This is a genomic window from Morganella sp. EGD-HP17, from assembly GCF_000512315.2.
In the GTDB taxonomy this organism is placed as follows: domain Bacteria; phylum Pseudomonadota; class Gammaproteobacteria; order Enterobacterales; family Enterobacteriaceae; genus Morganella; species Morganella morganii.
Genome location: NZ_AZRH01000012.1, coordinates 1 through 25,815, shown reverse-complemented (window position 1 = coordinate 25,815; position 25,815 = coordinate 1). Strand labels below are relative to the sequence as shown.

Sequence of the window (25,815 nt, the reverse complement as noted above, 5' to 3'; positions counted from 1 at the left end):
TGCGTAACCAGTGAATCTGACTGCCGGTGAAAATATTCTGCCGGATAAAGAGACGGTAATATTTTTACCGGCCGCAAGGTACGGGGACAATCACGGCAGTAAAACGCTATAATCGGTGTTCAGTATATTGCAGATAAGGTAATGCTTTTATGACTGACAACGACGATATGCGGGCGTATTCAGAATTCGATTTTGAAGCTATTGCGCAGTGTAATCAAATCAGAGATATGCTGATGGCGGCGCTGGAAAGGCGAAATAAAGAAATGCAGCGCCTGCGGATAAAAACACAGGAAATTCAGCGGGAATTTCCCGGTGATTTGAAAAAGCTTCAGGCGCATATGCGGGAAATGAAAGATTCCAATAATGAAGTCATGGCGCTGGTCAGAGAATATAATGTCTGGGCTGAACGGGCCGGATAAGCTGGTACTGGAATGAGCCGGGTAACCTGCTGATATGACAGCGCAGATGCTGCCCGGCATTTTATCCGGACATTCTGCTCCGGTGCCGGGGGTTTTTCTGCTGTTTACTGTAATGCCCCGTTTACGTATTACAGTGTATTTTTCTGCCTTCTTTCTGTTTTTTCTTCTTATTTTTTTTCTGTCACCAAAAGCGGTTGCGGCAGAAACAATGCACAGCAATATATCAGGACGGAATTCTCTTTTATCCGGTATTAAACTGCGGAATTTTTACCGTATGATTTATATGAGTAATACAGACGATCGAAAAGTACTGCTGCAGCAAACGCCGGATGAAATGATACTGCAATATGCAGAAAACCGGCAGGCATTGTTTAACAGCGCGATGGATAAAGATCCCTCTGGGTTGCTTTGTTTCAGCTTCATTTACCCGGCAGAGCCGGATAACGGAGCTGTCATGACATTTTTACCCGCAAAAGAAACAATGCCGGGTTTATCTCAGGCAGAAACTGACGCATTATATACCGGTATCTTTCTCCGGCTGCGCCATACCTATGGTGATTTGCTTGATGAAGAGGAAGCCGAAACCCTGGAAAAGGATGCCATACTGGCCTGTGAAATAAAATCAGCGCTGTATCAGAATATATTACAGCTCAGTCCGCGGGATGCTGCCGGGGTATTACGTTACATCTGGGGCAGGGACGGGATTTTCTGAGCGGTTACGGAGGAAATGATGCGTCATTATATTGCCGGAATATGTGCTGCTTTGTTGTCTGTCGCCATAATACCCGCCGGTTACGGTGCGGGAACGCTGAATCAGGCGGCTCAGCAGCTTGACCGGCTGGTGTTGTATGATCCGTCCTATGAAAAAATCGCCTATCCCGGCGGGGATGTTTCACCTCGGAAAGGGGTATGTTCGGATGTGGTGATCCGCAGTTACCGGAAAATAGGTATCGATCTGCAAAAAGAGGTGCATGAAGATATCAAAACGGCGTTTTCTCTCTACCCGGGCCGTAAATTGTGGGGACAGACACGGCCGGATACAAATATTGATCACCGCAGAGTGCCCAATCTGATGGTTTTTTTCAGCCGGAAAGGAGAAACCAAACCGATCACACAAAACGCGGCGGATTATGTGGCTGGTGACATTGTGACCTGGCAGCTGGATAATGGTCGTCCGCATATCGGTATTGTGATCGGTAAAACTGCGCTGTTCAGCGGAAATCCGCTGGTCATGCATAATATCGGCGGCGGACAGGTCAGTGAGGATGTGCTGTTCAGCTGGAAAATCACCGGGCATTACCGGTATAAAGCCGGGAAAGAATGAAAGAGCCGGCGGTATGCCGGCTCCGGAAATTATTTTTTCACCTGGTGTCCGATAAGGCCGCCGATTGCCGCACCGCCGACGGTTCCGAGTGCGCTGCCGTCGGTCAGGATTGCACCACCAACAGCACCGACACCGGCTCCGATAGCAGTATTCCGGTCACGTTTCGACATATTTGAACAACCGGCTACAGCAATCAGCAGGACTGCGGATAAAGTCACTGTGCTTACTCTCTTAATATTCATTTTCATCTCATAAACTCCTGAACAATAGGCGTGTTACAACATAGACCTGTTCGGGAATCGTCTGTATCAGAATAATCGGGAAATACGTAACAATCCCGGTACATTACCTGATATCAGCTATACCGCTAATGGCTTAAACGACAGATGGCAATATAAAATACCGTAAGTGGAGTTGATGGCATTACTGAGATGTTCAATCCGGCCATTATGCGCCGTGACTTCGGCTTCATCCTCAATAGCGGCATCCGCGACAGAAACAGCAGCGAAAGGATGTGTCGGCAGCAGCGCTTCTTCCGCATCGCACTGAATGTGCACCGTGGTGATATGTTCTGCATATGATGACATCGGTTACCTCCGCAAATCAGAAGATACTCCTTTTCATAGTAACCGGTTCATGTGTAAAAAACAGAGAATAAATAACAGTCAATTCCTGATTTTGTTATTTTAAGACAACTATCAGAATAATATACGGGCAGATAAGATAAACTACGATTGGAATATATGCAGGGAGTTATTGCACAGCAGGGATCAGAACAAAATGGCCGCAACAGCATAGTCCCGGCCGATAATGATCACCAGCCTGCTGCATCAGTCATAACAGGGATGTAATAATTAATCACCCGGACTGCCAGTTTCGGGTTTTCCGGGTTTAATTCAGTGATGTTTTCCTGAAATATGTACTCTTCCGTATCCGGATGCTCCGGATGGCGGATTATATTCAGTTCCGGCAGAATATTATTATAGATATCATAAGTAATATCCTGAAAATCAATATCTGAAAAATCACCGGTAAAAATAATTTTTAAGTAATGGGCATGTCCGGGCGTATAAACAATATCCTGCGGCATCGTATTTTTCAGGCAGTGTGCTTCGGCCAGGGTGGCATAATACATTGAGAAAGTGTCCCCGGCAGATTTACTGACACCGTGTATGGCATAAACCGCCTCCGGTAAAGCGGTCAGCCGCTGTAAAAAAGGCTGCCAGTAATATTTGCGCAGCTTTGGCAGGTTCATATTCCAGGTATCCGATGCCGCCTGATACACATTCGAAGTCCCGGTCAGCACTTTTTCCGGCAATGTCGTCATCTCAACCGAGGAGTGCAGTTTTCCGGCATAACGTTTCGGCAGTACAAAGCCTCCCGGCTGCCAGCCGCTTTTTTTACGGTATCCTGACGGGGTAATACCAAAATGTTGTTTGAAGGCACGGCAGAATGTCTGTTGTGAATCAAAGCGGTACTTCATGGATAAATGCATCAGGTTGAGCGGTAGCAGGCGCAGGGCGATGGCCGCACAGGATAAACGCCGTGCACGGACATAATTTGCCAGGGTATAGCCGGTCTGTTGTTTGAAAATACGCTGAAAATGCCATTTGGAATATCCGGCTTTCCCGGCAACGGCTTCTAATGAAAGATCAGACTCAAGATTATTTTCTATCCAGTTTAAAATTTCATCAACAACGCATTCGTTAAACATAGCTTTTCCGTGTATTTCTCAGACGGAGGTATTATATCGGCACCGGTATTGAAAAACAGCTGATTTACAATAACAAATAAATTTCCCGTTTTCACAGGGCGGGCAAACATGGTTATAACTGTATAAATAAACGGTTAATTCTGCCTGTAATAAACATGGTTTTATCTGTCCGGCAATGTAAAATACCGCAGATATTATTAACGAGGTGGAAAATGAAAAAATTACTGGCAGTTATCGCGCTCTCTTTTGCTCTTACCGCTTGTGGTGATGCAACACTGGATATGTCTTCTCAGCAGGCAGCACAGGAATCCATTGCAAAAATGGAAAAAGATCTGAGCCCGGAGCAATCCCGTGAGCTGAAAGGCGCTATTACTAAAATCAGCTTCCAGGTGGCTTTTGCCAGCGGTGGCGATGAAGAAAAAATGATGGCATTGCTGAAAGAAAAATTACAGGGTAAAACAGCAAAAGAAATTATTGAAATGGCAAAATAACCCTTTTCAGCCTGCCGGTTTATCTGCTGCCGGCAGGCTTAGTTTTACGGTTAACGGTTTCTGGCTGCATCGCGGTGGAATTTAAGACGTTCCCGGCAGTTTCATCTTATCCCGCATGACAAGGCTTTTTGTCAGGGACTCAATTTCGTCCTCTTCTTCCTGTGTCATTTTCGGCTTCTGCATATTCTCTGACATAGATCCTCCTTTTTCTGTCAGTCTACTGTATTTTACGGCCGGGTGTGAGACCGTGCTTTTACTCAGGATTATTCCGCAGCGTTATTCCTCTGATACCGGCAATATTCCCCGCGCAGATAATGATTTAACGGTTGCTTCAATTACTGTATCCGCAGAAATTGAGGCCATTTCATGCTCTCCCTCTTCCAGTAGTAATTTTGAGGCAAACCCGGAAATAATTTCATGTAATTCATAGTCCTGATAAGGGCCGGTGAATTGCGGGCAGGTGCTGACATGCATGCTGACACTGGGGACTTTTAACGCAAATGCCAGATGCATGGTTCCGGTGTCATTTGTGACCAGAAGATCAAGGTTATTTACGATTTGTGTTAATTCTTCGACGGTGGTTTTACCGATCAGAGGCTCAATCCGGTTGTGAAATTCCGGCTCAAGTAAACTGAGAAATTCATCGGACAGGCGAATTTCATTCGGCGCGCCGACCAGAACAATATTCAGGTCACGGTACCGGGTAAGCAGAGTGCGTGCGAGTGTGACAAAATTCTCAACCGGCCAGCGTCGTTCCTCACTGGAAGCGCCCATCTGAAAACCAACCCGTCTTACCGGTGACGGTACTTTTGTGACCTCACACGGTACCCGCATCTCAACACTTTTTTCGGTAAACCGGCAGCCGAGCGGAGTGATCAGATCAAGGCGGACCTGTACTGAATGGCGGTGTGCAAAGCGGGTCGAGTTTGTCAGCCAGCGCTCCATATACGGGTTTGTCGGATGATTACAGCGGAAAACAAACGGTGCCCCGGTCATGACTGCGCTCAGATAATCATACGGGTTATGTGAGTGCATAATCAGAACCAGATCCGGTGTTCCGTGCGCTTTTAAATCCCTGACCAGTTTCAGTACGGTATTGACTTTGCTGTTCCAGCACACCACATCGTCCCAGTCCTTACCGATACCGGTGCGGATATAAGGTGCCATTTTATTGCCGGAAACAACGGTAATTCTGGCATCAGGAAAACGTTTTCTGACTTCATGAATCGCCGGGGTATTCATCAGAAAATCCCCGAGTGCCGTTGTCGAATAAATAACAATATTCCGGAAGTCGATAGTCTCCAGCTGTTTAAAGGCAGCGACGGAGTGCGAAAAATCACGGCGGCGCGTATAAAGCTGTAAGAATAAATTAACCAGTTTATGTTTAAGTTTTTTGGACATCGTATTTCCTGAAAAGCGACCAATAATAGCATGGCGCTAATTTAGCATATTCCGCCGGAAATCCGCCGGTTCATTTTCATGTTATTTCCGGCGGGTGGCGAGCCAGCATAATAAGGAACCACCGGTGACCATCAGTACCCCCTGCCAGAATGCAAAGGAGAGAGCAGTACTGAGTAATAATGCGGAAAACGCGGTGGAAAGTACCGGGGTAAAATAAGAGAGTGTACCTATCAGGGCAACATTACCGCGCAGTACCGCAATGGTCCAGAGTGCATTTGCGGCACAGGACAGTGCAGCGGCGGCAACCAGAAAACCAACGGTCGACACGGAAAATTCAGCGGGCAGTGTGATGCCGTCAAAGGCTGTCACCACCCACAGCATCAGGGCGGTGATGATAAAAAACAGGGTAATGCCGTTATTACCGTCCGCCAGCCTGCGTGATAAATTACTGTAGAAGGCCCAGATCACCGCACCGGCAAACGCCAGGCCGTAACTCAGCGGATTAAGTGCGACATTGGCGGCGACAGAACTGAGGGATAATCCGTTCTCTCCGCCAATCACCCGGCTGATACCGAGCACCGCCAGCACCAGACCGGCTATCAGCGGCAGGCGCAGACGCTGCCCGCCCATGAGTACAGCCAGTCCGACAGTCAGGGAAGGCCACAGGTAATTCACCATACCCAGTTCAATCGCCTGCTGACGGTTCTGAGAAAAACCGAGCGCCAGAATAAAGCAGATCTCATAACTGACGAACAACAGCGTGCCCCAGATAAGATAGCGGCGCGGCCAGCGGCGGATGGCCGGAAATCCGGTCACCAGCAGTAACATCACTGAGCCCAGGGTGTATATCAGCGCCGCACCGAAAGCAGGCCCGAAATCCTCACTGACCCGTTTGATTAATCCGACAATAGTACTCCAGAACAGAATGGCCAGAACGCCGTAAAATGTGGCGGTGTGTGCGGACAGTTTTCCCATGAATATCGGCCTGTGATAAATAATTGACAATATATGCGTTAAACTAATAATGATTTCCCAGCATACCGTGATATGACCGCCGGGCAAAGGGAGAGATCCTCATGGCCGGACTGATAAGGAGCCTGACGATGGAAGCACAACAGATTCTGGATTTTTGGTTTAATGAAGCCACACCGGAACAATGGTTTAAGAAAGACACACAGTTTGATGACCTGATCCGCCGCCGTTTTCTTAAGGTATGGGAGCAGGCAGCTGCCGGAGAATGTTCCAGCTGGCGGGCACACATCGGCGGACGTCTGGCGGAGATCCTCGTGCTGGATCAGTTTTCCCGTAACCTCTGGCGCGGTGACGCGCGGTCATTTGCACAGGACCCGATGGCGCTGGTGCTGGCACAGGAAGCAGTGAAAACACCGGATTATCTGCAACTGCCCCCGGTTCAGCGCAAGTTTGTGCTGATGCCGTATATGCATTCAGAATCCGCACTGATCCATCAGCAGGCGGAACTGTTGTTTAAAGGGCTTGATGAGAGCACGGAGGATTTTGAGCGGCGGCACAAAGCGATCATTGACCGCTTCGGCCGCTACCCGCACCGCAATGAGATTCTGGGGCGGAACTCCACCCCGGAAGAGGCGGAGTTCCTGTTACAGCCCGGCTCGGCGTTCTGATTCACACTCACGGGCGAAATGCGCGGCAATACCTCGCATATCAAAGCCCGTTGGTGTCTGATGCACCCGCAGCCAGAATTGCGGCAGGATCGCAAACAGGTGATCAAAAATATCGGACTGGATTTGCTCATAGCTTATCCACGCCGTCACATTGGTGAAGGCGTAGATTTCCACCGGCAGCCCGTCCGGTGTCGGTGCCAGCTGGCGCACCATGGTCGTCATCTTCTTGTGAATATGCGGACTGGCTTTGATGTATGCCTCCGCATACGCACGGAATGTCCCGATATTGGTCAGCCGCCGCTGGTTGAGCAGGGTATCTCCGGGTTCCTGCGCATTGTATTCTGCGATTTCCTGTAATTTGGCATCGATATACCCGGCTATCAGGTTTGATTGCCGCAGCCGGCTGATCTCTTCATCAGTCAGAAAACGGATGCTGGTGGTATCCAGGTTCATGCTGCGTTTGATGCGCCGTCCGCCGGATGCCGTCATTCCCTGCCAGTTTTTGAAGGAATCGGAAATCAGGGCGTAAGTCGGGATGGTGGTGATGGTATTATCCCAGTTCTGCACTTTGACCGTGGTCAGCCCGATATCCGTCACGGCACCGTCCGCGCCGTATTTCGGCATCTCCAGCCAGTCCCCGACATTAAGCATATCATTGACCGATAACTGAATACCGGCTACCAGTCCCATGATCGGGTCTTTAAAGACCAGCATCAGCACCGCGGTCATGGCACCGAGTCCGCTCAGTAAAATCAGCGGGGATTTTCCTATCAGCAGCGAAATAATCAGGATACTGAAGAGCACCGCGATAATCAGTTTCAGGCTCTGCATCACGCCGCGCAGCGGAAGGCGGCTCAGAGACGGGGTATGGCGGGATAGGTTCTGAAGAATGTCCATCACGGAAAACAGCAGCAGCATGCCGAACAACAGGCACCAGACCTGTGCGCCGGTCGTGAGGATCTCCTGTGCGGCAGACCCGCGTCCCAGCCAGATCAGTGCCTGGATATTAAATACTATCCCCTGAATCAGAAAGGCAAACCGGTTAAACAGCCGGGTGCGGGTAATTAATGCTCCCCACGGGCGCTGAGCGCCGCCGGTACGGCGTTCAATATACGGCAGCAGGCCTTTGTGCAGGGTAAGATGCAGAATAACAGCGATAGCCAGAATCAGGACAATAACCCCGGTAATGGCCGCCCATGAGGCGTAGTCATTACTGAGTTCAAATTGTTGTTGCAGCCATAACCGCAGTTGTTGCTCCATAAAAAATGTCTCCTGTGACGTGGTTTTTACAGACTCCTTAGTGAGCAGCAAAATGTTAAAAATGGGATCACATTGAATACTGTACCATTTTTCAGGCACGGGTACTGAAAGGGTATGTAAAGATGCGGGAAAAGCGGAAAAAACAGAAAAAAGGGGATGTGGCGCGGCAAATTATTTGCCCGCGCCACCGGATGCGGTTAATTATTCTTTTTCAGGGCAGAAGCGACGGCGATCAGACCAAAAGAGCTGAACAGCAGTTCAATACCGACCAGAGTCGCAATCAGGGTGACAGACACAATCGGGCCGTTACCGACCAGCAGGTAAGCGATAAACAGATCGAGCAGGCCGATGATAATGTTCAGCCAGCCGCGCGCCTGAGACATCTGACGCAGACCAGAACCCAGACGCAGGATCCCGCCGGCAATAAACAGAATGGCGAGCAGAATAGCGAGGCTGAGCATCCCGGTGAGCGGTTCGGTCAGGAACACATAACCCAGAAGGAGATAGGCGACCGCAACCAGAACGGAAAACAGCTTACTGCCGCCGCTGTAGAGCCGGCTGCTGAGTGTCACAAATAACATGGAGATCCCGTTTATCAGGAGAAGCCCCCCGATAATATAGCTGAGAGTCACACCGGATATCAGCGGGTTCATCAGACAGGCCACACCACCGGCCAGCAGGAGAATGGCGATGATCCACAGGTAGCCCCGTTGTTTCTTCAGGGCGTCGGCTGTCATATGAGTTAAATTCTGACGATTAAAATCAAGCATGGTTTTTCCTTAGTAAGCCCGTTACAGCGGCATCAGAGCATGCAGGGCAGCCTGATACCGGATGCGGAATATACCCGAAATGATAAACTTCACTTTACATTATTTGCGATAAGTAAGTATTTGTGAATACCAAATGCGTAAAATCAGTGCTCAATAATCATGACTGCCGTGGTATCGGGCTCCAGCGCCTTAAAAATATGCGGGACATCGCCGGGGTAGGAAATATAGTCGCCGGGCAAAAGTGTGGCGGGCTCATCAAGGGTACCGACAACAGCACTGCCGGTCATCAGCAGGATATGTTCGGTAACCTGTGCCATATGCGGCTCAGACACGCGGTCTTTGCCGGGCTGCGCGGTGATGGTGTACAGGTCACGGCGGTTAACCGCAGAAGCGGAAGAGAGCAGAAAAGCGTGGTAATACGCATTCTCGGCACTGACCTGAATACCTTCCCCGCGCCGCAAAACGGTTACCCGGCTTTTCGGGGTTTCAAACAGACTGGCAAACGGGATATTCAGTGCCACACAGAGCGACCACAGTGTTTCGATTCCCGGGTTTCCCTGTGCCGATTCCAGCTGTGACAGTGTGGATTTTGCAATACCGGCACTGCGCGCGACATCAGCGATGGAACGTCCCTGGCGCTGACGCTCTTCGGTCAGCCTGACAGCCATGATCTGCAGGGGCGGGGTGATAGGTGAATCCATAAAATACACTCTCTGCTGGTTAACGGAAATAACCCGGAATTAACACTTGCGTAATTCAAAGCGTTCGACATAATGAACGTATCGTTCAATTTATAAGTCTATCGCAATGAAACTCGCTATTCCACTCGATAATGCCATGATCCGCAATATTTTGCTGGTTTGTGTGGCGGATTTAATTGTCGGCGTTTCCTACGGGGCGCTGGCGCATGCCAACGGTTTTCCGCTCTGGGTACCGCTGACACTGTCCCTGGTTGTGCTGGCAGGGGCGTCAGAGTTTCTGTTTATCGGCGTTGTGGCGGCCGGCGGCAGTCCGGTGTCTGCGGCGCTGGCCGGGTTGCTGGTGAATGCCCGTCATGTGCCGTTCAGCCTTGCGGTGCACGACCTTGCCGGTAAAGGCCCGAAAAAACTGTTGGGCTTCCATATTCTTAATGATGAGAGTGTGGTGTTCGGTCTGGCGGAAAAACAGAAGGACAAACAGAAAGCCGCATTCTGGCTGTGCGGGCTGGGAATTTTTCTGTGCTGGCCGCTGGGGACGATTATCGGTGAGTTTCTCGGTACCTTTATTGTGGATACCAAAGCGCTGGGGCTGGATGCCATGTTCCCGGCGATTATCCTGGCATTGTGTCTGCCTGCACTGCGTGAGGCGAAAACACGCCGCGCTGCTCTGCTGGGAGCGGTGATTGCCCTGGCGGCAACGCCATTTTTACCGCCGGGGATCCCGGTGCTGTTATCACTGCTGGGGCTGGTGGTCAGCCTGAGGAGAGCGTAATGCCGGATACATTATCCATTCTGACGGGGATCGCGCTGCTGGCGGTCGGTACGTATGCCATGCGGGCGTCCGGGGCGCTGCTCAGCGGGCGTTTCTCGGTGTCGTCACACGTTAAAAATCTGCTTTCCACGGGGGCGATTGTCATTCTGTTTGCTGTGGCGGTAACGATGACGATTTTCAGCGGACAGGAATTATCAGACTGGCCGAAAATGGCCGGAGTGGCGGTTGCGGGAATACTGACGTGGTATAAAAAGCCGTTTCTGGTGATTGTGCTGGCCGCTGCGATTGTGACCGCACTGCTGCGTTATCTGCTGTCGCTGTGGTAAACAGAGAGACCCGCGCAGCATCACTGCGCGGATGATAAAAGATTATTGTGCCAGCCAGGCGGCGGATGTGGTGATAGCAGCCATCGGGCGGAGCATCTCCAGACTTATCTGGTGCAGCTCCGCTGTCGGTGCGGCACACAAATCCTCCGCTACCGAGACATAAAACCCGCTGTCGTGGGCATAACGCGCGGTGCTCTGAATTGCCATCACCGTGCTGACACCGGCCAGAACAAGGTGTTCAATCCCGGCTTTACGCAGCCAGATCAGCAAATCATTTCCTGCAAAGGCACTAACGCCTTTCTTCACAAAACAGACATCCTCTTTCTGCACATCCGTACCGTCTGCCCAGTCACAACCGCTGCCGCTCAGTTTCAGGGCACCAATCTCTTTTGCCCGCTGAAACATCGGTGATCCGGCGGGGATATCATGCCAGTCATCCGCAAACCCGACCCGCACCCATACCACGGGAATATCCCGCTGCCGCACCTGACGGGCGGTTTCCCGTGTGGCTGCAATCAGATTACGGGCGGCAGTCTGGTCATGGCAGGCGTTGGAAAGCCCGTGTTTGCCGGTAATGTCATTAATAAGGTCGATAATAATCAGTGCCTGTTTCATCTGTCCCTCCTGTTCTGACTTTTTTCAGCATAGCCTTATGTTTCAGAACTGTCATGGGAAGCAGCGGAAATTTCACGGTTTTTTGCCGGAATGTGGATCACAAACCCGATACCGCGCTGCTGCAATCCGTCGGTGACGGAGAGATAACCGCCGATTTTTTCCGCCAGATTCTGTGCAATGGCAAGGCCGAGACCGCTGCCGTTTTCACTGCAGCCCGGCACACGGAAAAAGCGCGAGAACAGGCGGTGGCGGTACTGCTCACTGATGCCGTTGCCGTTGTCGCGGATAATAATCTGCACTTCATCCGGATTGCCGGTGTCCAGCGAGACTTCGGCCTGGCTGTCCGGCGGGCAGTATTTCACCGCATTATTCAGAATATTGTTGATGATGGAGAACAGCGCCTGTTTATCGGTGACAACAATGCAGCTTTCCGGGCCGTCGAAGGAAAACTCAATATTTTTGCGCAGGGCGTAGGGCACCAGCATGGCAATGGTGTGACTCAGCGCCTGGGTCAGGTCGATCTCTTCCATTTTCAGCGGATAATCTTCCGTTTCCAGCCGGGCCAGATCAATCAGCTGCCGTGACAGTGATACCGCGCGATCCAGACTGATTTCCATATCAGCGGTTATTTCGTTGCGCTCCGCCGGGTCATCAATCTGTTTGAGCAGATGAATTTGTGCCAGTACGGCGGCAATCGGCGTACGCAGTTCATGAGCGGCATCTGCCATAAACTGTTTTTCCCGCAGATTGGCGGCATCCACCCGCTGCATCAGCTGGTTAATGGCATGCAGTACCGGACGCATTTCATTGTACTGATATTTCATGCTGATGGGTGTCAGGTTGCCGGGGTTACGGGTGGCGATACTGCGGGTGGTTTCACGCAGCGGGCGCAGACTGAGATAGGTGGTGATAATCGTGGATGAGAGCATGGTGCCGAGAATAAACAGCAGCGGAACGGCGGTGCCGGTTGCCGGGTCGCCGATCAGCATATGGCGGTCGGTGCCGGATTCCCCGATAACCGCAGTGCGCTGCATATCCGGGTCGGTATTATAAGCAAGATACCAGGTTTCGCCGTCCTCGGTGAAACGCTCGATTCCGTCAGGTTTCAGCGGAATATGAACATCCGGTTTATTACTGTACAGCACTTCACCCGTTGTACTGTGCAGAATAGCGACCAGCGGATCATAATTTTCCTCTTCCAGGCCGCTTTTCATCGCATTGGCGTACATACTCTCCAGGGCACGGGCAATCTGCGGGAAGGTGGCGGAATCCGTGGGGGTTTCCCGCAGCGTGTCAGAGACACCACGGGCAATCACCATCTGCTGGGCATTAAAATCTTCACTTAAACCGGGCAGATAGGCGTATTTCAGCCAGGCGATCCAGACGCCCCACAGCAGGAGCATTGAGAAGGTCTGAAGGAGAACAGTATAAACAAAGAATGAGCGGATTCTCACTTATTCGCTGTCCTTTTTCAGCAGATAGCCGATTCCGCGGACAGTAATCACTTTCTCTTTACCGATTTTGCGGCGCAGATTATGGATATGCACTTCCAGGGAATTACTTTCGATCTTATCGTCCAGCCCGAATAAACGCTGTTCCAGCTCATGTTTGCGCACCACATTACCGGTATTACGCATTAATTCATATAACAGCTGATACTCTTTGCCGGAGAGCAGTAATAACTCGTCATTCAGTGTCACCTGATGGTTCATCGGGTTAAGGGTGATATTATCCACTTTCCATAACTGTGAGGAAAAACCGGCAATACGGCGGGAAACCGCTTTAACGCGGGAAATTAATTCCGGCAGTTCAACCGGTTTGGAAATAAAATCATCCGCCCCTGAATCGAGGGAATTGACCAGATGATCACGCTGATTGCGGGCGGTCATAATAATAATCGGGATTTGCTCCCCGCTGTTGCGCCACTCCACCAGAGAGTCAAACCCGTCGCCGTCCGGTAACCCCAGATCCAGCAGCATCAGGTCAAAATGCTGTTCTGTCAGCCGCTTACGGGCATCGGCCAGTAAACGCAGCCAGCACACACGAAAACCGGCCAGTTCCAGTCCCCGGCACAGTGCTTTACCTAATTGTAAATCGTCTTCGACTAATAGAATTTGCACGTTTCCTCTCTTTCTGTAAAAGCGGGCTCTCTGTAAAAGCGGATTGCAGTATAGCATTGACGATTACTGTGACAACGCAGGCAAATTATTGTGGCAACGGGGCTTAATGTACCCTTAATCAATCCCGCTTAATGTGATATCCGGTTTATAAAATCATCAATCAGATGACCGGCATATTTTTCTGTCTGTTTTTGCAGGAAATAAAAATAAAAAATGGTGCCGAACAACACGGCGGCATAAATAAACACTGCCCAGATATAGGTCAGGCTGTAATCCAGCAGGGTCAGGGATAAATAGCTGATGTCGATATTCAGTGACAGGGCATCAATAATCTTCTGTGAAAACAGCAGCAGGGAGAAGAGTAATACCGGCAGGGCGAGTAACCCGGTCAGCATATTCACCTTTTTGCGGCGTTTTGCCAGGGCGGGATAATGTTCATCGTGCATATAGGCGGCGATATCGGTGAGCTGATCGTCCAGATCGTCACGGCAGGCTACCGGCGCATCCTGTTTTTCTATTTGCTGATGCAAAAGGCGTAAAAGCTGACTGTTATCGATGCTTTTTGCAAAAGCGGTAATAATTCCCATGCGGAACTCCTGAAAGTCTGTGTCGGCCGGCTATTATTTAACAATTTTACAGCCGGGTCATGCTGATTTATTAACATTACCTGAATTAAATCATAATCTGCACTCTGCGGTACAATACAGATACGTTATAGCGGAAAACACTGTGTTATATATAACGGCAGAATACATTTATCTTTCAGGGATTATCATCCATGTTACGCATCACCGCACTACTGGAAAATACGAATACTGACCCGAAACTGGATTCTCACCCTGGTCTCAGCCTGTTGCTGGACGACGGGGAAACCTCGCTGCTGTTTGATACGGGCGCGGATAATACCTATATCCGCAATGCACAGGCACTGGGGATTTCACTGGAAAATATTGATGCGGTGGTGTTGTCTCACGGTCATTATGACCATTTCGGCGGATTAACCCGTACGGAACGGCATAATCTGCCGTCGGCGCTGAAGGTGATTGCACACCCGCATATTTTCGAGCCGCGCCGCGCCGCATTGTGGCTGGGCAGTTACCCGCTGAAATTCAAGCGGTTATCTCCGTTATTTTGTGAAGAAACACTGCGCCGTGACTATCAGTTCGTGCTGACGGAAAAACCGTATTCTATCTCATCCCGCTTTCTGTTCGCCGGAGAAATCACGCAGCGGGCCGTGGTGCGCCGTTACGGGGTACTGCTCAGTAACGGTGAGGCAGATTATGTGCGTGACGACAGTTTTCTGATCTGGCGCGGGGAGGAGGGGATTGTGATTATCACCGGATGCAGCCATTCAGGCATTGAGTCAGTGATACAACATGCGCGTGCCCTGACAGATAATGCACCGGTGCAGGCGGTGGTCGGCGGGCTGCATCTGCGCCGGGCAACACCGGCAGCACTGCGCCGCGCACAGGAGGCAGTGGATCCGCAAACCCGGGTGTACGGCTGTCACTGTACCGGTGCCAGAGGGCGCAATGCCCTGAATGCGGACGATTTTAATACCGGGCAGCAACTGACATTCCGCTGAGTCTGCCCGGCGGGCTTATCAGCCGTGCGCTTCCAGGAAACGGACATAGGCATCTGCCCATTTCTGCACAAACGCACCGGTTTTTTCACTGAATTTACCGTTTTCGCCGATCATGCCGTCATACCATTGCAGGTACATCTCCGGCTGATTGAGTGTCGGCATATTCAGGAATGCCAGCACATTGCGCAGATGCTGCTGTGCCATCGCGGTACCCATCGCCCCGGCGGAGGTGCCGATCACGGCGGCCGGTTTGCTGTCCCAGCTGTTTTGTCCCCACGGACGGGAGCCCTGATCCAGTGCGTTTTTCAGCACACCGGGAATAGAACGGTTATACTCCGGCGTAACAAAAATCACGCCGTCAGCCTGTGAAATCTGCTGTTTGAATGCCAGCACCTCAGCAGGCGGTTGCGCGTCACAGTCCTGATTATAGAGCGGCAGTGAACCGATACTGACAAATTCACACTGAATGTGTGCAGGGAAAAGAGAGACCAGAGCATGCGCCAGCTGACGGTTGTAACTCTGCTCACGCAGTGAACCGACAACAACAGCAACGCGGTACTGTTTCATTGTAACCTCCTGAACCGGTGAAAATCCGGTGATGAATAAGCAATAAAACAAATGAAAACGTTACTATCATAGTGCGGAATCGCGGAACAGAGAGCAGAATTTAGTAAATTTTTATGACATCACAACAAAAAAGATCTTATCAGGAGCCGGAATGACTATCCCGCAAGCCCCGGAACACCCGGTACAGTTCACCGCACACGGTGAAACCCGGACGGATAACTATTACTGGCTGCGGGATGATACCCGCAGTGATCCGCAGGTGATTCAGTATCTGACGGATGAAAACCGTTATACACAGCAGAAATTACAGGCTGCTGAGCCGCTGCGCGAAGCGCTGTATGAGGAGATGGTCGCCCGCATGCCGCAGGCGGATGAATCCGCGCCATACAGTTACAACGGTTATGTTTACCGCACCCGGTTTGAGGCGGGCAAAGAGTATCCGCTGTATGAGCGGCGTAAAATAAACAGCGGCCAGTGGGAAGTGCTGGCGGACGGCAATGAACGGGCACAGGGGCTGGCCTATTATGAGCTGGTGTCTCTTGCAGTCAGTGCGGATAACCGCCGTATTGCGATTGCCGAGGATAAAGCCGGCCGCCGTGAATATCAGGTGGCTTACCGTGATCTGACCGATGACCACTGGCAGGAATCCGTATTGACAGAAGTGGCCGACGATCTGGTCTGGTCAGCCGATGGTTCGGTTCTGTTTTATGTCCGTCAGGATCCGCAGACATTGCTGCCGTTCGAGGTATACCGCCACCATTTCGGCACAGATAGCGCACAGGATGAACTGGTATACCGTGAGGAAGATGACCGTTTTTATACCGGCTTATCCCTGTCATCCTCCCGGGAATGGATTTTTATCGGCTGTCACAGCCCGGTCACTTCTGAGGTTCATCTGATCAATGCCAATGATCCGTTACAGCCGCCGGTCTGTTTCTCTCCGCGTCAGGACGGGCGTGAGTATCACGTCGATCATCTGGATGGTCAGTTTTATATCCGCTCTGACCATGAAAACGAACTGTTTGGCCTTTACCAGACGGAGGCGCCGGAAAATCCGTGGCAAACTCTGATTGCACCGCAGCCGGATACCGATCTGGAAGATTTCACGCTGTTCCGTGACTGGCTGGTATTACAGGAACGGCACGCCGCGCTGCCGCAGATCCGCATTATTCACCGGCAGAGCGGGAAAGAAACACAAGTCGGGTTTGATGATGGTGCTTACTGCGCGTGGCTCGGGCTGAACCCGGAGCCGGACAGTCAGCTGCTGCGCTACGGTTATACCTCGATGACCACACCGGCATCGGTGTATGAGCTGGATATGGTCAGCGGGGAACGGACGCTGCTGAAACAGGCGCAGGTAAACGGTTTTCAGCGGGATAATTATCACAGTGAACGAATTTGGGTCACTGCCCGTGACGGCGTGCAGATACCGGTTTCGCTGGTCTGGCATAAAGATCACTATCAGCAGGGATTCAATCCTCTGCTGATTGAAGGCTACGGGGCGTATGGTGCCAGTATGGATCCGGATTTCGACGCCAACCGGCTGAGCCTGCTGGATCGCGGTTTTGTTTATGCTCAGGCGCATATCCGCGGCGGCGGTGAGTTGGGTAAACGCTGGTACAATGCCGGAAAGATGCAGCATAAAATCAACAGTTTTAATGATTTTGTGGATGTGACACGCGAACTGATTACCCGGCGTTATGGTGCGGAAAACCGGATCTACGCCACCGGCGGCAGTGCAGGCGGATTGCTGATGGGAGCGGTGATTAATCAGGCGCCGGAGCTGTATCGCGGTATCGTGACACAGGTGCCGTTTGTGGATGCACTGACTACCATGTCTGATCCGTCCATTCCGCTGACCACCGGCGAATATGACGAGTGGGGCAACCCGGAAAATGAATCCGCTTACCGGGATATCCGCGCCTACAGCCCGTATGACAACATTGAGGCGAAAGCCTACCCGAATATGCTGGTGACCAGCGGCCTGCATGATTCTCAGGTTCAGTACTGGGAACCGGCAAAATGGGTGGCAAAACTGCGGAAACTGAAGACGGATGATAATTTTCTGCTGCTCTATACCGATATGGAAGCGGGGCACGGCGGTAAGTCAGGACGGTTCAACTATTTGTGGGATGTGGCGCTCGGTTATGTGTTCCTGCTGATGGTGGATGAACAACAGGAGTAGTGACACTGTCACTTAATGTGTGACAATGTCACCGGTAAAATCGGATGTTACTCAGCGGCTTTCCGTTTACGGGCAGCCGCTTTTTTGTGCACGGCGATAATTTCACTCTCCACACTGCCATCCTGTAACAGCGTGGTGATTTTCTGCCCGACTTTTACCTGACGGGTTTTGTTCAGCACTTCACCGCTGTCTGTCTGGCTGATACTGAAGCCCCGGCTGAGTGTTGCCAGCGGGCTGACACCCTCGAGTGTAGAGCAGAGACGGGCAAACCGTTCGCGTTGCTGACTGAGCTGTTCACGCATGGCAGAGGAGAGACGGTACTGCAACTGCTGAACATGGCGCTGCTGCTGTTGCAGTTGCGGGCGCGGATCCCGGCGCATCAGACGCTGTTCTGTTTGTGTCAGCTGACGGGACTTTTGAGTCAGCATAAGCTGTCCGGCCTGAATCAGCCGTTGTTCCAGGCGCTGAATCAGTTGTTGCTGCCGTGCGAGACGCAGTTGCGGATGCTGTTGCTGCAAGCGGTGATGTAACTGGCTGAACAACCGCTGTTTTCTGGCAATAAAATAATCCATCGCCATTTCCAGCCGTTGTTGTACTGACTGGATCTGCCGCAGGCGCTCTGTCAGGTCACGGCTGACCAGTTCTGCCGCCGCCGACGGGGTTGGTGCCCGCAAATCCGCGACAAAATCGGCGATAGTGATATCCGTTTCATGACCGACGGCACTGATCACCGGAAGCCGGCTGGCAAAAATGGCCCGCGCCACCCGCTCATCATTGAAACTCCACAAATCTTCCAGTGAACCGCCGCCGCGCCCGACAATCAGCACATCACATTCATTACGGCGGTTAGCGGTTTCAATTGCACGGACAATCTGTGCCGGTGCATCAGCACCCTGAACCTGAGCGGGGTAGATAATCACCGGCAGTGACGGGTCACGGCGGCGCAGAATATTCAGAATATCGTGAAGGGCGGCCCCGGTGGCGGATGTCACCACGCCCACACAGGTGGCAGGCACCGGCAGCGGTTTTTTCAGATGGGTGTCAAACAGTCCTTCGGCTTTCAGTTTCTCTTTCAGCAGTTCAAACTGCTGCTGAAGCAGACCTTCACCGGCAGGTTGCATGGACTCAACAATCAGTTGGTAATCCCCGCGCGGCTCATACAGCGTGATCGCAGCGCGTACCAGCACCTGCTGCCCGTTCTGCGGCGCAAATGTCACACGGCTGTTGTTGCCGCGGAACATGGCTGCCCGCACCTGGGATTTTTCATCTTTCAGGGTAAAATACCAGTGACCGGAAGACGGGCGCGAAAAGTTGGAGATCTCCGCGCTGATCCAAATCCGGCCCATTTCCAGCTCGAGTAACTGCCGGACAGTCGTATTTAACCGGGTAACAGTAAAAATTGCGGTATTTTCAGGTAGCAACATGTGAGCCAGATCAAATAATAAAACAAGGACTTAATTGTCCGATACTACCGCCTTCTGACAGATTAGCAACGAATTTTTGAAAAAAAGGCTAGGCGCAACCGATTACCACCTGTATAATGCCGCGGCAATATTTTATCTTCTTTCAATCCTGCTGCCTGGTGAGATATTGCACATGTTACGTATTAAAAAAGAAGCTTTAACCTTTGATGATGTTCTCTTAGTTCCTGCACACTCCACAGTTCTGCCCAACACTGCCGATTTATCGACACAACTCACCGCGAAAATCCGTCTGAACGTCCCGATGATCTCGGCGGCGATGGATACCGTAACGGAAGCCCGTCTGGCGATTGCCCTTGCCCAGGAAGGCGGCATCGGTTTTATTCACAAAAATATGTCCATTGAGCGTCAGGCTGATGAAGTCCGCCGTGTAAAAAAACACGAAAGCGGTGTGGTTTCTGATCCGCAGACTGTTACTCCGTGCACCACTCTGCGCGAAGTTCAGACCCTGACTGAGCAGAACGGCTTTGCCGGTTATCCGGTGGTCACTACCGATAACGAATTAGTCGGTATCATCACCGGCCGTGACGTGCGTTTCGTGACTGACCTGGATCAGCCGGTAACTGCCGTTATGACCCCGAAAGAGCGTCTGGTGACCGTCCGTGAAGGCGAAGCCCGCGAAGTGGTTCTGAAGAAAATGCACGAGCGCCGCGTGGAAAAAGCGCTGGTGGTGGATGATTCCTTCCATCTGCTCGGCATGATCACCGTAAAAGATTTCCAGAAAGCAGAGCGTAAACCAAACGCCTGTAAAGATGAGCACGGCCGTCTGCGTGTCGGCGCAGCAGTCGGTGCCGGTGCCGGTAACGAAGAGCGTGTTGATGCGCTGGTGGCTGCCGGTGTGGACGTTCTGTTAATCGACTCCTCTCACGGTCATTCCGAAGGCGTGTTACAGCGCATCCGTGAAACCCGTGAAAAATACCCTGATCTCGAGATCATCGGCGGTAACGTCGCCACAGCCGAAGGCGCGAAAGCCCTGGCAGCAGCCGGTGTCAGCGCAGTGAAAGTGGGTATCGGCCCCGGTTCTATCTGTACCACCCGTATCGTAACCGGCGTGGGCGTACCACAGTTAACGGCTATTTCTGATGCTGTTGAAGCGCTGGAAGGCACCGGCATTCCGGTTATCGCTGACGGCGGTATCCGTTTCTCCGGTGATATCGCGAAAGCGCTGGCAGCCGGTGCGGCATGTGTGATGGTCGGTTCGATGTTCGCCGGTACCGAGGAATCTCCGGGCGAAGTGGAACTCTATCAGGGTCGTGCTTACAAATCTTACCGTGGTATGGGTTCACTCGGTGCGATGTCCAAAGGTTCTTCTGACCGTTACTTCCAGACCGATAACGCCGCTGACAAACTGGTGCCGGAAGGTATCGAAGGCCGTGTGGCTTACAAAGGTGTACTGAAAACCATCGTTCACCAGCAAATGGGCGGCCTGCGCTCTTGCATGGGACTGACCGGTTGTGCAACTATTCACGAACTGAATACTAAAGCAGAGTTTGTCCGTATCAGTGGTGCCGGGATTCAGGAAAGTCACGTTCATGATGTGACTATCACCAAAGAAGCACCAAACTACCGTTCAGGTCTCTGATTCATGCGGCGGTCTGTGGACCGCCAGCCTATAATTGTTTGCTCTTGGAACATACATTAATGACAACGAATATTCATCAGCACCGCATTCTTATCCTCGACTTTGGATCGCAGTACACTCAGCTGATCGCGCGCCGTATCCGTGAAATCGGCGTTTATTGTGAACTGTGGGCATGGGATGTCACTGAAGAACAGATCCGTAATTTCAATCCGAACGGTATTATTCTCTCCGGCGGCCCGGAAAGCACCACTGAACACAACAGCCCGCGCGCGCCTGAGTATGTCTTCAGCGCCGGTGTACCGGTTCTCGGTATCTGCTACGGCATGCAGACCATGTCTATGCAACTCGGTGGCGCAGTAGAAACCTCTGACGAGCGCGAGTTTGGTTATGCACAGGTTGAAATCCGCGAAACCTGCGAACTGTTCCGTGGTATTCAGGATATGCTGGATGACAACGGCAAACCGCTGCTGGATGTGTGGATGAGCCATGGTGACAAAGTTACCGCTATCCCGTCTGATTTCGTGACTGTCGCCAGCACCGAAACCTGTCCGTTTGCGATCATGGCGAACGACGAAAAACGTTTCTACGGCGTACAATTCCACCCGGAAGTGACCCATACTCACCAGGGCCAGGAAATCCTCAAACGTTTCGTGCTGGATATCTGTCAGTGTGAAGCTCTGTGGACCCCGGAAGCCATTATCGAAGACACCGTTATCCGTCTGCGTGAGCAGATTGGTGATGATCATGTTATCCTGGCACTCTCCGGTGGTGTGGACTCATCTGTGACTGCCATGCTGTTAAACCGTGCTATCGGTAAGCGCCTGACCTGTGTATTCGTGGATAACGGCTTACTGCGCCTGAACGAAGCAGAGCAGGTTATGGAGATGTTTGCGGGCAAATTTGACCTCAATATCATCCACGCCAAAGCGGAAGACCGTTTCCTGAATGCCCTGAAAGGTATTGCAGACCCGGAAGCCAAACGTAAAGCTATCGGCCATACATTCATTGAAATTTTTGATGAAGAAGCGTCAAAACAGAAACAAGTCAAATGGCTGGCACAGGGCACTATCTATCCGGATGTGATTGAATCTGCCGCCTCTGAAACCGGTAAAGCCCACGTGATCAAATCCCACCATAACGTCGGCGGCCTGCCGGAAGATATGGAGCTGGGACTGGTTGAGCCGCTGCGCGAACTGTTTAAAGACGAAGTCCGCCGTATCGGTCTGCAGCTGGGTCTGCCGTACGATATGCTGTACCGCCATCCGTTCCCGGGCCCTGGTCTGGGTGTCCGCGTACTGGGTGAAGTGAAAAAAGAGTACTGCGACATCCTGCGCCGTGCTGATGCTATCTTTATCGAAGAGCTGCACAAAGCGGATCTGTACCATAAAGTCAGCCAGGCATTCACTGTCTTCCTGCCGGTGCGTTCTGTCGGTGTCATGGGCGACGGCCGTAAATACGACTGGGTTGTCTCACTGCGCGCAGTCGAAACCATCGACTTTATGACCGCACACTGGGCACATCTGCCATACGACCTGTTAGGCCGCGTCTCCAACCGCATCATCAATGAAGTCGACGGCATTTCCCGTGTCGTATACGACGTCAGCGGCAAGCCACCGGCGACGATTGAGTGGGAATGATATACCAATAGTTTTTAACTACCGGTAATTATCAGAAAACCGAAAGCCATCAGTAAGTTATTGGTGGCTTTTTTGTTTTTAACTGTTTTTAATTGTTGACAATAGCCAGTATTTTTGACGGTATATGTGACGGTATCAAAAAATAAAACCACTCTAAACCGGCTGTGATACCGTCAAAAAAAACAAAAATTATGACGGTATTAAAAGAGAGAATACCGACGTGCTGACTGATACAAAATTAAAAAGTATGAAGCCGCAGGACAGGCTTTATAAAGTGTCTGATCGTGATGGTTTATATGTTGCCGTCACAAAAAACGGAACGATTTCATTCAGGTATGATTACCGCTTTAATGGCCGCCGTGAAACGGTGACATTTGGTAAATACGGGCCTGACGGTATCACGCTGGCACAGGCCCGTGAATTACTGAATGATGCAAAAAAGCAGCTGAATGCAGGTATATCACCGGCTGCAAGTAAACGCGACGGTATCGATAAGCGAAAGGGAGCGACGGTATTCAGCGAATATACCGTCAGATATCTGCGTGAAGCCCGCCTGGCGGATTCGACACGGGCAATGAAAGCCTCGGTGATCGAACGTGAGATAGTGCCGGCACTGGGTCGCCTGACGCTGGAAGAGATAAGCACTCAGCGGTTACGGGCATTGTGTGAAAAGATCCGTGACCGTGGTGGACGGGCAACTGCATTACAGGTACGTGAGATTGTCGGCGCGGTATTTGATTATGCTATTGACCGCGGCTATGAGATCAGTAACCCGGCAGCAGGTATTAAAGCATCCACGATCGCCACCTTTGAGCCGCGTGAGCGCGCAATGTCACCAAAAGAGATCGGCATATTCTTCCGGGAACTGGAGAACTACAGCTGTTATCCGACTCTGAAACTGGCCGTTAAATTTGTGCTGTTAACCCTGGTGCGGAAAACGGAATTTATCAAAGCTACCTGGGAGGAAGTCGATTTTAAACGTGCTCAGTGGGTGATCCCGAAAGAACGGATGAAGCGCCGCCGGGAGCATGTGATTTATCTCTCCCGGCAGGCACTGGATATGATGACCGGATTTCAGGTCTGCGCCATGGGGAGCGAATACCTGATCCCGGGGCGCTATGACATCCGTAAGCCGCTGTCGAATGCCGCGCTGAATAATGTGATTGATGGCGTGGTTAAACGGATAAATGAGAAGGGGATTAATTTTGAACCGATGACGGTACATGACCTGCGCCGGACGGCCAGCACGTTGTTGCATGAGGCGGGGTTTAATTCCGACTGGATAGAGAAGTGTCTGGCCCACGAACAAAAAGGCGTCCGTGCCGTGTACAACAAAGCGGAATACGCTGATCAGCGCCGCGACATGTTGCAGCAGTGGGCCGATATGGTTGACGGGTGGATTGAAGAGGGGAAAGCGGGGTAATTACTCGTCGCCTAATACTTTGTGGGCGATCAGGGATGAAAGGTAACACGCGCCGACAGGCAGCCAGAATGTGGAATAAAGCATCACGGCGGCTATGTCGGTGCGGGTATCTGCGCTTCTGCTCAGTTCTGCGAAGAGATAACCGGCAATCCACAGATAGAGTGCAAGGATCAGCATCAGTGCCTCCTATCCGTTTTGCGCTTGTTCTGTGCGTCATCGTCGCCGCACTCTTTTGAGCAGTACGCGCTGCCGGGCATAACCGGTTCATCACGGCACCAGATACAGAAGCCGGTCAGGCTTTTCTGCTTTGGCGGCCGGTTGGCAAGCGCGGTGGTCAGCCGCAATTCGTTTAAGTCATTGGCTTCATCGATAATATCGGCCATAAAATTACCTCGCTTATGTTAGAGCTATCAACTTTGATTAAAACTTAATCTACATGCCTCTTTTGCGGCATATCCAATACGGGCCGCTGCGGTAACCAGATGGTCAGGATCCATCTCAATCCCGATAAACCGGAACCCTTCCGCAATGGCCGCTTTTCCTGTGCTGCCGGACCCCATGAACGGATCAAGTACAGTCCCGCCTGCAGGCGTTACCAGACGGCAGAGATAACGCATTAAATCCGCAGGCTTCACTGTCGGATGTGTGTTTTTGGCGCCACTGGTGCGCCCGGCACCGGCTCTAGGATTATTGATTCCAACGCTGCCCTCTGCGCGTCCACCGGTCATTTCTGAAGCAGAGGCGGCAACAAACCGATCCATACCTGCATCGCGATCTGATTTACTGACTTTTGCGCAGTAAAAAAACCTTGCCGCTGATGTTGCAGATTCAATGCGTGGCTCTGGGTTTGAAACTACATTTTTAAGTTCGCCGTACACTCTGTTGTCATTGTCTGAGCCGTCATTTTTGGCCTTTCCCTGCTGCCCTTTTGCATTAGGAAATGCAGTTATCACTTCGTGGCTGCCGTCATGAATCACATTTGCAGGCCAGCGCCCCTCATTGTTCTGTGCCCACTCATTCCCTGCAGGTGCTTTACCATCACGAACATCAGACAGTAAACCGCCCGAACCACCAGCCAGCATTTCTTCTGTCGGTACACGGCACAGATCAATATTCAGGGCGCCGGTTCCGAACTCCGTGACATTATCCAGAATCGTGCCGTTGAACGGTTTACGCGCCATAACAATGGGCTCATGGGCCGGTTTTAATGCCGTTCCTTTGCCCTTATGCTCACCATCAAGATTTTTCGATTTCGGGAAGCCACTGCCGTAAATCCACATAATTTGATCACGTATCTCAAAACCAGCATCCTCGATGTTTACCACCAGGCGGTGATATGTCCGGCTGCCGCCAAATGCCAGTAAGTGTCCACCCGGCTTTAATACCCGCAGGCATTCCGCCCACTGTTCAACGGTCGGTACAGCGTAGTCCCATTTATTCGACATAAACCCGATTCCATACGGGGGATCGGTTACAATTGAATCCACTGAGTTATCCGGTAGGTTTTTTAAGGCATGCTCACAGCGGCCGCCGATCAGTTGGTAGCTCATACATCACCTCAACTCATATTCCATATAATTTGAAAGCATTGAGCCGACACCATCAGGATGTAATTTACGGTCTTTATTTTTATTGTTACTCATAAACCTGTCGACTCGGTTATTGATTATTTTTACGCATGAAAAACAAATATGAGTAGACTCGCGAATGGTGATAATATCGCGCTCGAATTAATTTTACATGAGCAGCATTTAAATAACTGTTGTCCTTTATTCATTCTCCGCATCCTTCATCATCAGGAATAC

At 51.3% G+C, this 25,815-nt stretch carries 29 protein-coding genes; 12 read left to right on the top strand and 17 right to left on the bottom strand.

Annotated elements, in window-relative coordinates; translation table 11 throughout:
- Positions 1-149: 149 nt before the first annotated feature.
- From X965_RS13070 to X965_RS13060, 3 genes are all read left to right on the top strand, one after another.
- On the top strand, positions 150-419 hold the full coding sequence (locus tag X965_RS13070; RefSeq protein WP_004237430.1) for a hypothetical protein: 270 nt from the start codon (positions 150-152) through the stop codon (positions 417-419).
- Positions 420-873: 454 nt separating this feature from the next.
- Positions 874-1,131 (top strand): hypothetical protein, encoded by a 258-nt coding sequence (locus X965_RS19765; protein ID WP_225310084.1) that lies wholly within the window; start codon positions 874-876, stop codon positions 1,129-1,131.
- Positions 1,132-1,146: 15 nt separating this feature from the next.
- Entirely contained in the window at positions 1,147-1,743 is a 597-nt protein-coding gene (locus X965_RS13060; protein WP_004237427.1) for a DUF1287 domain-containing protein, read from the top strand.
- Positions 1,744-1,772: 29 nt separating this feature from the next.
- Here the strand turns inward: X965_RS13060 and osmB are convergent, their stop codons facing one another.
- The 3 genes from osmB to X965_RS13045 all read right to left on the bottom strand — a co-directional run bounded on the left by osmB (position 1,773) and on the right by X965_RS13045 (position 3,457).
- Positions 1,773-1,991: an osmotically-inducible lipoprotein OsmB gene (gene osmB, locus X965_RS13055; RefSeq protein ID WP_004237426.1), complete on the bottom strand. Its 219-nt coding sequence runs from the start codon at positions 1,989-1,991 to the stop codon at positions 1,773-1,775.
- Positions 1,992-2,102: 111 nt separating this feature from the next.
- On the bottom strand, positions 2,103-2,330 hold the full coding sequence (locus X965_RS13050; RefSeq protein ID WP_036418357.1) for a hypothetical protein: 228 nt from the start codon (positions 2,328-2,330) through the stop codon (positions 2,103-2,105).
- A 227-nt stretch (positions 2,331-2,557) separates the two neighbouring features.
- The gene (locus tag X965_RS13045; RefSeq protein ID WP_004237424.1) at positions 2,558-3,457 is read right to left on the bottom strand and encodes a helix-turn-helix domain-containing protein; all 900 of its coding nucleotides are present in this window, start codon (positions 3,455-3,457) and stop codon (positions 2,558-2,560) included.
- A gap of 212 nt (positions 3,458-3,669) precedes the next feature.
- Here X965_RS13045 and X965_RS13040 point away from each other — a divergent pair, with 212 nt between their 5' ends.
- Positions 3,670-3,948 (top strand): DUF6694 family lipoprotein, encoded by a 279-nt coding sequence (locus X965_RS13040; protein WP_004237422.1) that lies wholly within the window; start codon positions 3,670-3,672, stop codon positions 3,946-3,948.
- A 276-nt stretch (positions 3,949-4,224) separates the two neighbouring features.
- Here X965_RS13040 and X965_RS13035 read toward each other — a convergent pair whose 3' ends face one another.
- Positions 4,225-5,349 carry a glycosyltransferase family 9 protein gene (locus X965_RS13035; RefSeq protein WP_036418355.1) on the bottom strand — a complete coding sequence of 375 codons (1,125 nt, stop codon included), beginning with the start codon at positions 5,347-5,349 and terminating at the stop codon, positions 4,225-4,227.
- Between the two features lie 81 nt (positions 5,350-5,430).
- Positions 5,431-6,324 (bottom strand): aromatic amino acid DMT transporter YddG, encoded by an 894-nt coding sequence (gene yddG / locus X965_RS13030; protein WP_036418352.1) that lies wholly within the window; start codon positions 6,322-6,324, stop codon positions 5,431-5,433.
- A gap of 128 nt (positions 6,325-6,452) precedes the next feature.
- Between yddG and X965_RS13025 the strand changes: the two genes are divergently transcribed.
- On the top strand, positions 6,453-6,989 hold the full coding sequence (locus X965_RS13025) for a DUF924 family protein (protein WP_036418350.1): 537 nt from the start codon (positions 6,453-6,455) through the stop codon (positions 6,987-6,989).
- Here the strand turns inward: X965_RS13025 and X965_RS13020 are convergent.
- The 3 genes from X965_RS13020 to X965_RS13010 all read right to left on the bottom strand — a co-directional run bounded on the left by X965_RS13020 (position 6,966) and on the right by X965_RS13010 (position 9,720).
- Positions 6,966-8,249 (bottom strand): mechanosensitive ion channel family protein, encoded by a 1,284-nt coding sequence (locus X965_RS13020; RefSeq protein WP_036418347.1) that lies wholly within the window; start codon positions 8,247-8,249, stop codon positions 6,966-6,968. The genes X965_RS13025 and X965_RS13020 overlap by 24 nt on opposite strands.
- A gap of 197 nt (positions 8,250-8,446) precedes the next feature.
- Positions 8,447-9,019, bottom strand: a complete 573-nt coding sequence (locus X965_RS13015; RefSeq protein ID WP_004237416.1) for an HdeD family acid-resistance protein — start codon at positions 9,017-9,019, stop codon at positions 8,447-8,449.
- 143 nt (positions 9,020-9,162) lie between these two features.
- The gene (locus X965_RS13010; protein ID WP_015422664.1) at positions 9,163-9,720 is read right to left on the bottom strand and encodes a helix-turn-helix domain-containing protein; all 558 of its coding nucleotides are present in this window, start codon (positions 9,718-9,720) and stop codon (positions 9,163-9,165) included.
- A 106-nt stretch (positions 9,721-9,826) separates the two neighbouring features.
- Here X965_RS13010 and X965_RS13005 point away from each other — a divergent pair, with 106 nt between their 5' ends.
- Positions 9,827-10,489, top strand: coding sequence for an AzlC family ABC transporter permease (locus tag X965_RS13005; protein ID WP_004237414.1), 663 nt, complete (start codon positions 9,827-9,829; stop codon positions 10,487-10,489).
- Positions 10,489-10,815 carry an AzlD domain-containing protein gene (locus X965_RS13000; protein ID WP_004237413.1) on the top strand — a complete coding sequence of 109 codons (327 nt, stop codon included), beginning with the start codon at positions 10,489-10,491 and terminating at the stop codon, positions 10,813-10,815. The genes X965_RS13005 and X965_RS13000 overlap by 1 nt, the downstream gene beginning before the upstream one ends.
- Before the next feature lie 42 nt (positions 10,816-10,857).
- Here the strand turns inward: X965_RS13000 and X965_RS12995 are convergent, their stop codons facing one another.
- From X965_RS12995 to X965_RS12980, 4 genes are all read right to left on the bottom strand, one after another.
- Complete coding sequence (locus X965_RS12995; RefSeq protein WP_036418345.1) at positions 10,858-11,430, bottom strand: cysteine hydrolase; 573 nt, start codon at positions 11,428-11,430, stop codon at positions 10,858-10,860.
- Between the two features lie 35 nt (positions 11,431-11,465).
- The gene (locus tag X965_RS12990; RefSeq protein ID WP_036418342.1) at positions 11,466-12,884 is read right to left on the bottom strand and encodes an ATP-binding protein; all 1,419 of its coding nucleotides are present in this window, start codon (positions 12,882-12,884) and stop codon (positions 11,466-11,468) included.
- Complete coding sequence (locus X965_RS12985; RefSeq protein ID WP_004239617.1) at positions 12,885-13,550, bottom strand: response regulator; 666 nt, start codon at positions 13,548-13,550, stop codon at positions 12,885-12,887.
- Positions 13,551-13,678: 128 nt separating this feature from the next.
- Complete coding sequence (locus X965_RS12980) at positions 13,679-14,137, bottom strand: DUF6097 family protein (RefSeq protein WP_004237409.1); 459 nt, start codon at positions 14,135-14,137, stop codon at positions 13,679-13,681.
- 191 nt (positions 14,138-14,328) lie between these two features.
- Between X965_RS12980 and X965_RS12975 the strand changes: the two genes are divergently transcribed.
- Positions 14,329-15,135, top strand: a complete 807-nt coding sequence (locus X965_RS12975) for an MBL fold metallo-hydrolase (protein ID WP_036418340.1) — start codon at positions 14,329-14,331, stop codon at positions 15,133-15,135.
- Positions 15,136-15,153: 18 nt separating this feature from the next.
- Here X965_RS12975 and X965_RS12970 read toward each other — a convergent pair whose 3' ends face one another.
- Entirely contained in the window at positions 15,154-15,702 is a 549-nt protein-coding gene (locus X965_RS12970) for an NADPH-dependent FMN reductase (RefSeq protein ID WP_024475130.1), read from the bottom strand.
- 151 nt (positions 15,703-15,853) lie between these two features.
- Here X965_RS12970 and X965_RS12965 point away from each other — a divergent pair, with 151 nt between their 5' ends.
- Positions 15,854-17,887, top strand: a complete 2,034-nt coding sequence (locus X965_RS12965; protein WP_036418338.1) for a S9 family peptidase — start codon at positions 15,854-15,856, stop codon at positions 17,885-17,887.
- A 47-nt stretch (positions 17,888-17,934) separates the two neighbouring features.
- On the opposite strand, the gene xseA is transcribed toward X965_RS12965, so the two are convergent.
- On the bottom strand, positions 17,935-19,311 hold the full coding sequence (gene xseA / locus X965_RS12960) for an exodeoxyribonuclease VII large subunit (protein WP_036418335.1): 1,377 nt from the start codon (positions 19,309-19,311) through the stop codon (positions 17,935-17,937).
- A 172-nt stretch (positions 19,312-19,483) separates the two neighbouring features.
- On the opposite strand from xseA, the gene guaB reads away from it, so the two are divergent.
- From guaB to X965_RS12945, 3 genes are all read left to right on the top strand, one after another.
- Complete coding sequence (gene guaB, locus X965_RS12955) at positions 19,484-20,950, top strand: IMP dehydrogenase (RefSeq protein WP_004237403.1); 1,467 nt, start codon at positions 19,484-19,486, stop codon at positions 20,948-20,950.
- Between the two features lie 59 nt (positions 20,951-21,009).
- Positions 21,010-22,587 carry a glutamine-hydrolyzing GMP synthase gene (guaA, locus tag X965_RS12950; RefSeq protein ID WP_004237402.1) on the top strand — a complete coding sequence of 526 codons (1,578 nt, stop codon included), beginning with the start codon at positions 21,010-21,012 and terminating at the stop codon, positions 22,585-22,587.
- A 220-nt stretch (positions 22,588-22,807) separates the two neighbouring features.
- Positions 22,808-24,010 carry a site-specific integrase gene (locus X965_RS12945; protein WP_036418332.1) on the top strand — a complete coding sequence of 401 codons (1,203 nt, stop codon included), beginning with the start codon at positions 22,808-22,810 and terminating at the stop codon, positions 24,008-24,010.
- On the opposite strand, the gene X965_RS19560 is transcribed toward X965_RS12945, so the two are convergent.
- Genes X965_RS19560 through X965_RS12935 form a run of 3 tightly spaced genes read right to left on the bottom strand, consistent with a single transcriptional unit; the run spans position 24,011 to position 25,560 of the window.
- Positions 24,011-24,187 (bottom strand): hypothetical protein, encoded by a 177-nt coding sequence (locus X965_RS19560; RefSeq protein WP_172794094.1) that lies wholly within the window; start codon positions 24,185-24,187, stop codon positions 24,011-24,013. It lies immediately after the preceding gene.
- On the bottom strand, positions 24,187-24,393 hold the full coding sequence (locus X965_RS12940; RefSeq protein WP_036418329.1) for a hypothetical protein: 207 nt from the start codon (positions 24,391-24,393) through the stop codon (positions 24,187-24,189). The genes X965_RS19560 and X965_RS12940 overlap by 1 nt, the downstream gene beginning before the upstream one ends.
- Positions 24,394-24,420: 27 nt before the next feature.
- A complete protein-coding gene (locus X965_RS12935; RefSeq protein ID WP_036418327.1) occupies positions 24,421-25,560 on the bottom strand; it encodes a site-specific DNA-methyltransferase in 1,140 nt (379 codons plus the stop codon).
- Positions 25,561-25,815 lie beyond the last annotated feature (255 nt).